This window comes from Frankia sp. CcMO1, from assembly GCF_977945845.1.
In genome coordinates this window covers 1-6,077 of record NZ_CDWTMG010000271.1, presented here as the reverse complement: position 1 = coordinate 6,077, position 6,077 = coordinate 1, and the positions used below count along the sequence as shown (strand labels likewise).

Sequence of the window (6,077 nt, the reverse complement as noted above, 5' to 3'; positions counted from 1 at the left end):
GTTCAAGGAGGGCGAGCGGGTGTGGCTGTCCTGGGCGATGGCCAACCGCGACCCGTCCATGTTCGCCAACCCGAACCAGGTCGAGCTGGAGCGCAAGGGGAACCGGCACTACAGCTTCGGCCTCGGGCTCCACCGCTGCATCGGCTCCAACGTCGCCCGCACCGTGTTCAAGCGCATGGTGATCCAGGTGCTCGACCGGATGCCGGACTTCCGGTGCGAGCCCGAGGGTGCGGAGCACTACGACACGATCGGCGTCATCAACGGGATGAAGCACCTGCCCGCCACCTTCACGCCGGGTCCCCGGCTCGGTGCCGGCCTCGACGAGACCATCGAGATCCTCCAGAAGGTCTGCGACGAGCAGCGGCTCGCCGAGCCTGTCACCAACCGGAAGGGCAGTGCCACGGTCGAACTCTGACCCGGAGCCTCTGCAGCGAGGAGACGATGTGGGGCGCCCCCTGCCCTTGATCACGAGCGAGAACGAGTTCTTCTGGACGTCCGGAGCCGACGACCGGCTCCGGATCCAGGAGTGCCGGTCCTGCTCGACGTTGATCCACCCGCCGCAACCGGTATGCCGGCACTGCGGCGGGCACCGGCTGGGCGTCCGCGAGGTGTCCGGGTACGCCACGCTGATCGGCTTCACGGTCAACCACCGGTTCGGCCTCCCGGGCCTGCCCGCGCCGTACACCGTGGCGCACGTCGCCCTCGAGGAGGACTCACGGGTCCGGCTGACGACCACCGCCGTGGAGTGCGATCCCGGGCAGCTCGTGCTGGGGATGCGGATGGAGGTCCTCTTCCAGCAGGTGGAGGATGTGTGGCTGCCGCTGTTCCGGCCCGTGGCCGAGCAGGGTGAGCCGGCGGCGCTCCCGTCGGACGAGGTCGAGCCGGAACGGATCCGCAGCCTCGTCCGGCCGCCCGCCAGCACGGAGAAGTTCGAGGACAAGGTGGCCATCACCGGGATCGGCGCGTCACCGTCGGGCCGTCGGCTGATGGTGTCCCCGCTCGCCCTCACCATCCAGGCGTGCGAGCGGGCGGTGGCGGACGCCGGCCTGACGATGGCCGACATCGACGGCATCTCCACGTACCCGGGAGCCGGGCAGGTCGCCGGGTTCGGCGAGGGCGGCCTGACCCTCGTGGAGGGCGCGCTCGGCATCCGGCCGACCTGGCACAACGGCGGGTCCGAGACCTTCGGGCCTGGAGGCTCGGTGATCGCTGCGATGCTGGCGGTGGCCGCCGGCCTGGCCCGGCACGTGCTGTGCTACCGGACGGTCTGGGAGTCGACGTACGGTGAGCTCCTCAAGCATGGGCGGGCGATTCCGCTCGGTGGTAGACGGACGACGAGCTGGCTGGTGCCCTTCGGCGCGACGTCCGCCGCCCACACCCTGGCGCAGACCGCGCAGCGGCACTTCCACCGCTACGGGACCTCGCGGGAGACGCTGGGCTGGATCGCGCTCAACCAGCGGGCGAACGCTGCGCTGAACCCCTCGGCCATCTACCGCGACCCGCTCACGATGGATGACTACCTGACGGCGAGGCCGATCACCACTCCGCTCGGCCTGTACGACTGCGACGTCCCCTGCGACGCGTCCGTCGCCGTCGTCGTCTCGGCGAAGGACGCCGCGCTCGACCTGCCGAAGCCGCCGGTGCTCGTAGAGGCCGTCGGCACGCAGATCGTCGAACGGACGGAGTGGGACCAGAGCACGCTGACCCACGAGCCACAGGTGCTCGGTCAGGCGGCGCACCTGTGGACGCGGACCTCGCTGCGGCCCGGGGACGTCGACGTCGCCCAGCTGTACGACGGCTTCACGATCAACTGCCTGTCCTGGATCGAGGCGCTGGGCTTCTGCGGCATCGGCGAGGCCAAGGACTTCCTCGACGGCGGCAAGAACATCGCCCGGGACGGGCAGCTCCCGCTCAACACCCACGGTGGGCAGCTCTCGCATGGTCGGACCCACGGGATGGGCCTGATGCACGAGGCGGTCGCGCAACTGCGTGGCGAGGCGGGGGCGCGCCAGATCAGGGACGCCCGCGTGGCGGTCGTCAGTTCCGGCGGACTGACGCCGAGCGGCGTGCTTCTGCTCAGGACGGACACGTGACGGCCGACGACCGCGAACTCACCGTCGTCGGTGCCGCAGGTGACTCCCGCGCCGGGGGCCAGCCCGTCGTGTCCACCGTCGTGGATGTCGGCGGTGTCCCGATGTCCGCACTGGTCGCGGAGGTTCCGCAGCCGCGAGCCGTCCTGGTGGCGCTCCACGGCGGGTCGTCGAAGGCGGTGTACTGGGATTGCCCGGGCGAACCCCGGCTGTCGCTGCTGCGGACGGGCGCGGCACTCGGCTTCACCGTCATTGCGCTCGACCGGCCTGGATACGGCAGCTCCACGCGGTACGCGGCGGACCTGGCCGCACCCGGACGGCGGGTCGACCTCGCCTACGCCGCGGTGGACCGGCTGCTCGAGTCACGCCCCCGCGGCGCGGGCCTGTTCCTGGTCGGTCATTCGCTCGGGTGCGAGCTCGCGCTCCGGATGGCAGCCGACGATCGCCGGACCGACCTGCTGGGTGTGGAGATCGCGGGCACGGGAAGGCATCACCACGCCGCCGCGCTGAACATCATCGACACGTCGCGGCTCGACGGGACGCCCCTCACCGAACGCGGCGGCCTGCGCAGGCTCCTGTGGCATCCGGCCCGGCTCTACCCGGCCGGCATCGTCGGCGGGGCCCTCATCACGTCACCGTCGCCCGGCTACGAGGGCGCCGTGGCGGCCGGTTGGGCGACGAGCGACTTCCCGGAACTGGCCGGCCAGGTGCGCGTCCCGGTCCACTTCACCGTCGGCGAGTACGAGATGGTGTGGCGCTCGGACCCTGCGGCGCTCGCAGACATCGCGGCCCTGTTCACCGCCGCGCCTCACGTCGCCGTCGACGAGCAGGCGGGGGCCGGGCACAATCTGAGCGTCGCGCTGACCGCGACGGCATACCACCTGAAGGTCCTGTCGTTCGTCGAGGAATGCGCGGTCCGCCGGGAGAGTGGCCAGGACAGCCGGATGAGCGATGCGGGCTGAGCGGCGGCGGATGGCGCGGTCGCAGTGTCAAGACCAGACCGGGAGGTGACGTGATGGACGCGGATGTCGCCGCGCTGCTGATCGTTCGGGTGATCATCGGTGTTGTCATGATCGCCCACGGACTCAACCACTGGCGGGGTGGCGGCCGGATCGAGGGCACCGCGCGCTGGTTCGGCGGACTCGGCCTGCGCTACGGCACGTTGCAGGCCTGGACGAGCGTGGTGACCGAGATCGGTGCCGGTGCGCTGCTCGTCGTCGGCCTGCTCACGCCGCTGGCCTGTGCCGCCGTCGTCTCGGTGATGCTGGTCGCGGGCCTGCTCGCGCACCGGCCGAACGGGTTCTTCGTCTTCCGGGAGGGCTACGAGTACGTGCTCGTGCTCGCCGCGGTCTCGGTCGCGCTCGCGATCCTGGGCCCGGGCACGGCATCGGTGGACCACGCGGCCGGGATCGAGGTGGACGGCTGGGCGGGTGGCGCCATCGCCCTCGGAGTTGGCGTCGTCGCGACGGCGGGCCTGCTGGCGGCGTTCTGGCGGCCACAGCCGGCGCCGGTGGCCGCGGCGTCGACGTCGGGATGACGAGGGAGCGTGTGGTGAGAGTCGGTTTCATCGGCCTGGGCAGCCAGGGCGGGCCCATGGCCCGCCGAATCGTCGAAGCCGGCCTCGCGACGACGCTGTGGGCGCGCCGTCCGGCGGCGCTCGAGCCGTTCGCGGACACGGCCGCGAAGGTGGCCGGATCGCCGGCGGAGCTCGCCGCCGCCAGCGACGTCGTCGGCATCTGCGTGGTGAACGACGCCGACGTCGAGGAGGTTGTGACCGGGGACGGGGGAGTGCTGGCCGGGCTCCGCGCGGGCGGTGTGATCGCCGTGCACAGCACGGTGCATCCGGACACGTGCCACCGGCTGGCCGCGGTGGCCAGGAGCCGGGGTGTCGATCTCGTGGACGCGCCGGTGAGCGGTGGCGGCATGGCGGCCGACGCCGGCCGTCTTCTGGTGATGGTGGGGGGTGAGCCGGTGGCCGTCGAGCGGTGCCGGGCGATGTTCGCTACCTATGGGGACCCCGTCGTCCACATGGGTCCGCTCGGGGCGGGGCAGGTCGCCAAACTGCTCAACAACGTCCTCTTCACTGCGAACCTCGCGAACGTGGCCGGCCTGCTCGACATCGGCCGGGCGCTCGGCGTCGACCTGGCGCGGCTCACCGAAGCCCTCTCGCACGGCACTGGGAACAGCTTCGCGCTGAACCGGGTCGCGTCGGCGGGCGGCACGCTCGATCGCCTCGCGACCCATGCCGGCGCCTTGCTGCGCAAGGACGTGGGGCTGGTGGCCGAGTTGCTCGCTGCGGCGGGTGCGTCCGGGGGAATCGTGCTGGACGCCGCCGACGTCGCGCTGGCACGCATGGACCAGGCCCGCTGACCGGTGTGATCAGCGGCGGGGGGCCTCCCGGGCGGTAGTTCCGTCCGCAGCGCGCTGGGTGGTCGCCACCCGACTCGGTATAACTGCCATGAAACCGTTTACGATATCGGTGTCAGCGGACTTTTACCGAGTCTGGTGGCGACCGCCCACGCGCACGTGCGCGCCACGGGGACGACGGCGTCCGGCCTGCCGACGTCAGGCCCGGAGCAGGTCCTTCTGCACCTTGCCGGTGGCGTTCAGCGGCAGTTCGTCGCGGAACTCGACGTACCGGGGCACCTTGTAGCCGGCCATCCGCTCGCGGCTCCAGGCGATCAGCTCCTCCGCCTCGACCGCGCCCCGCCGCACCACGAAGGCCTTGCCGACCTCGCCCAGCCGCTCGTCCGGGACGCCGATCACGGCGGCCTGTGCGACGGCCGGATGCTCCAGGAGGAAGCCCTCGATCTCGGCCGGGTACGCGTTGAACCCGCCGACGATGAACATGTCCTTCTTGCGGCCCACGATCCGCAGGTACCCGCGCTCGTCCAGCGTCCCGAGGTCGCCGGTGTGGAGCCAGCCGTCCGGGTCGACGGCCTCCGCGGTGGCTGCCGGATCGTCCAGGTACCCCTGCATGACGCTGTAGCCGCGGACAAGCACCTCGCCGTCGTCCGCGATGCGCACGTCCACGCCGTGGCACGGCCTGCCGACCGTGGTCGCGATGTCTTCGAACGAGTCACCGGGACGGGACGCCGTCGCCGTTCCCGCCTCGGTCAGGCCGTAGCCGGTCATGATCGAGCGGAATGGCAGCTCCTCCCTGATCCTGCGGATGAGCTCGACGGGGATGTCGGCAGCCCCGGTCACGGCCGTCCGGAGGGACGACAGGTCGCGGTCCCCGGGCGCCGCCAGCAACGAGTGGTACAGCGTCGGCGGGCCGGGGAGCATCGTGATCCGTTCCCGCTCGACGACCTCGAGCACGCGGTCGACGTCGAACACCGCCATCGGCACGATCGTGGCGCCGCGGATCAGCGAGGCGATGCAGCCCGCCTTGTACCCGAAGGTGTGGAAGAACGGGTTGACGATGAGGTACCGGTCGCCCTGCCGCAGGTCCGCGAGATCGCACCACTCCGCGTACAGCCGCAGGGTCTGGACGTGGTTCATCATCACGCCCTTGGGCCGGCCCGTCGTGCCGGAGGTGAACAGGATGTCGGCGACGTCCTCGCCGTCCACCTTCCGCTCCAGCGGGGTCCCGCTGGCGAGGAAGTCGGACTTCAGGTCGAGCACCGGCACGCCGGACGGAACGTCGAACTCCTGGCCGAGGAATCCCGCCTGGACGAGCACCGCCTTCGCGCCGCTCCGGGTGATGACGTCGCCGGCCTCGGCGGCCCTGAACCGGGTGTTCACGGGCACGAGAACGCCGCCCGCGGTGAGCAGGCCGAACGCCGCGACGATCCACTCGGCCGAGTTGGGCGCCCAGATCGCGACCCGGTCGCCCTTCTCGACGCCGAGCGACGCGAACGATCCCGCCGCCACGCGCACGCGCTCGGCGAGTTCGGCGAAGCTGATCCGGAGGGCGCCGTCGACGACCGCTTCGGCATCGCCGAAGCGGTCGCCCGCGCTCAGCACCATCTCCGGGATGGTGCG

General features: G+C 71.6%; 6 protein-coding genes. 5 read left to right on the top strand and 1 reads right to left on the bottom strand.

Annotated features, from left to right (window positions below; translation table 11 throughout):
• From AC08OU_RS21630 to AC08OU_RS21610, 5 genes are all read left to right on the top strand, one after another.
• Positions 1-415: cytochrome P450 (locus AC08OU_RS21630; RefSeq protein WP_476605651.1), on the top strand; the 415-nt coding region annotated here is incomplete at its 5' end.
• A 28-nt stretch (positions 416-443) separates the two neighbouring features.
• Positions 444-2,093 (top strand): thiolase C-terminal domain-containing protein, encoded by a 1,650-nt coding sequence (locus AC08OU_RS21625; RefSeq protein ID WP_476605650.1) that lies wholly within the window; start codon positions 444-446, stop codon positions 2,091-2,093.
• Complete coding sequence (locus AC08OU_RS21620; protein ID WP_476605649.1) at positions 2,090-3,052, top strand: alpha/beta fold hydrolase; 963 nt, start codon at positions 2,090-2,092, stop codon at positions 3,050-3,052. The genes AC08OU_RS21625 and AC08OU_RS21620 overlap by 4 nt, the downstream gene beginning before the upstream one ends.
• Before the next feature lie 53 nt (positions 3,053-3,105).
• The gene (locus AC08OU_RS21615) at positions 3,106-3,627 is read left to right on the top strand and encodes a DoxX family protein (protein WP_476605648.1); all 522 of its coding nucleotides are present in this window, start codon (positions 3,106-3,108) and stop codon (positions 3,625-3,627) included.
• Between the two features lie 14 nt (positions 3,628-3,641).
• A complete protein-coding gene (locus AC08OU_RS21610) occupies positions 3,642-4,460 on the top strand; it encodes an NAD(P)-dependent oxidoreductase (protein ID WP_476605647.1) in 819 nt (272 codons plus the stop codon).
• A 195-nt stretch (positions 4,461-4,655) separates the two neighbouring features.
• Here the strand turns inward: AC08OU_RS21610 and AC08OU_RS21605 are convergent.
• The coding region (locus AC08OU_RS21605; protein ID WP_476605646.1) for a FadD3 family acyl-CoA ligase at positions 4,656-6,077 on the bottom strand (1,422 nt) is incomplete at its 5' end.

Bases quoted from the DNA above. Each gene is read 5' to 3' on its own strand.
- AC08OU_RS21615 (WP_476605648.1), top strand. From the start codon at position 3,106: ATGGACGCGGATGTCGCCGCGCTGCTGATCGTTCGGGTGATCATCGGT.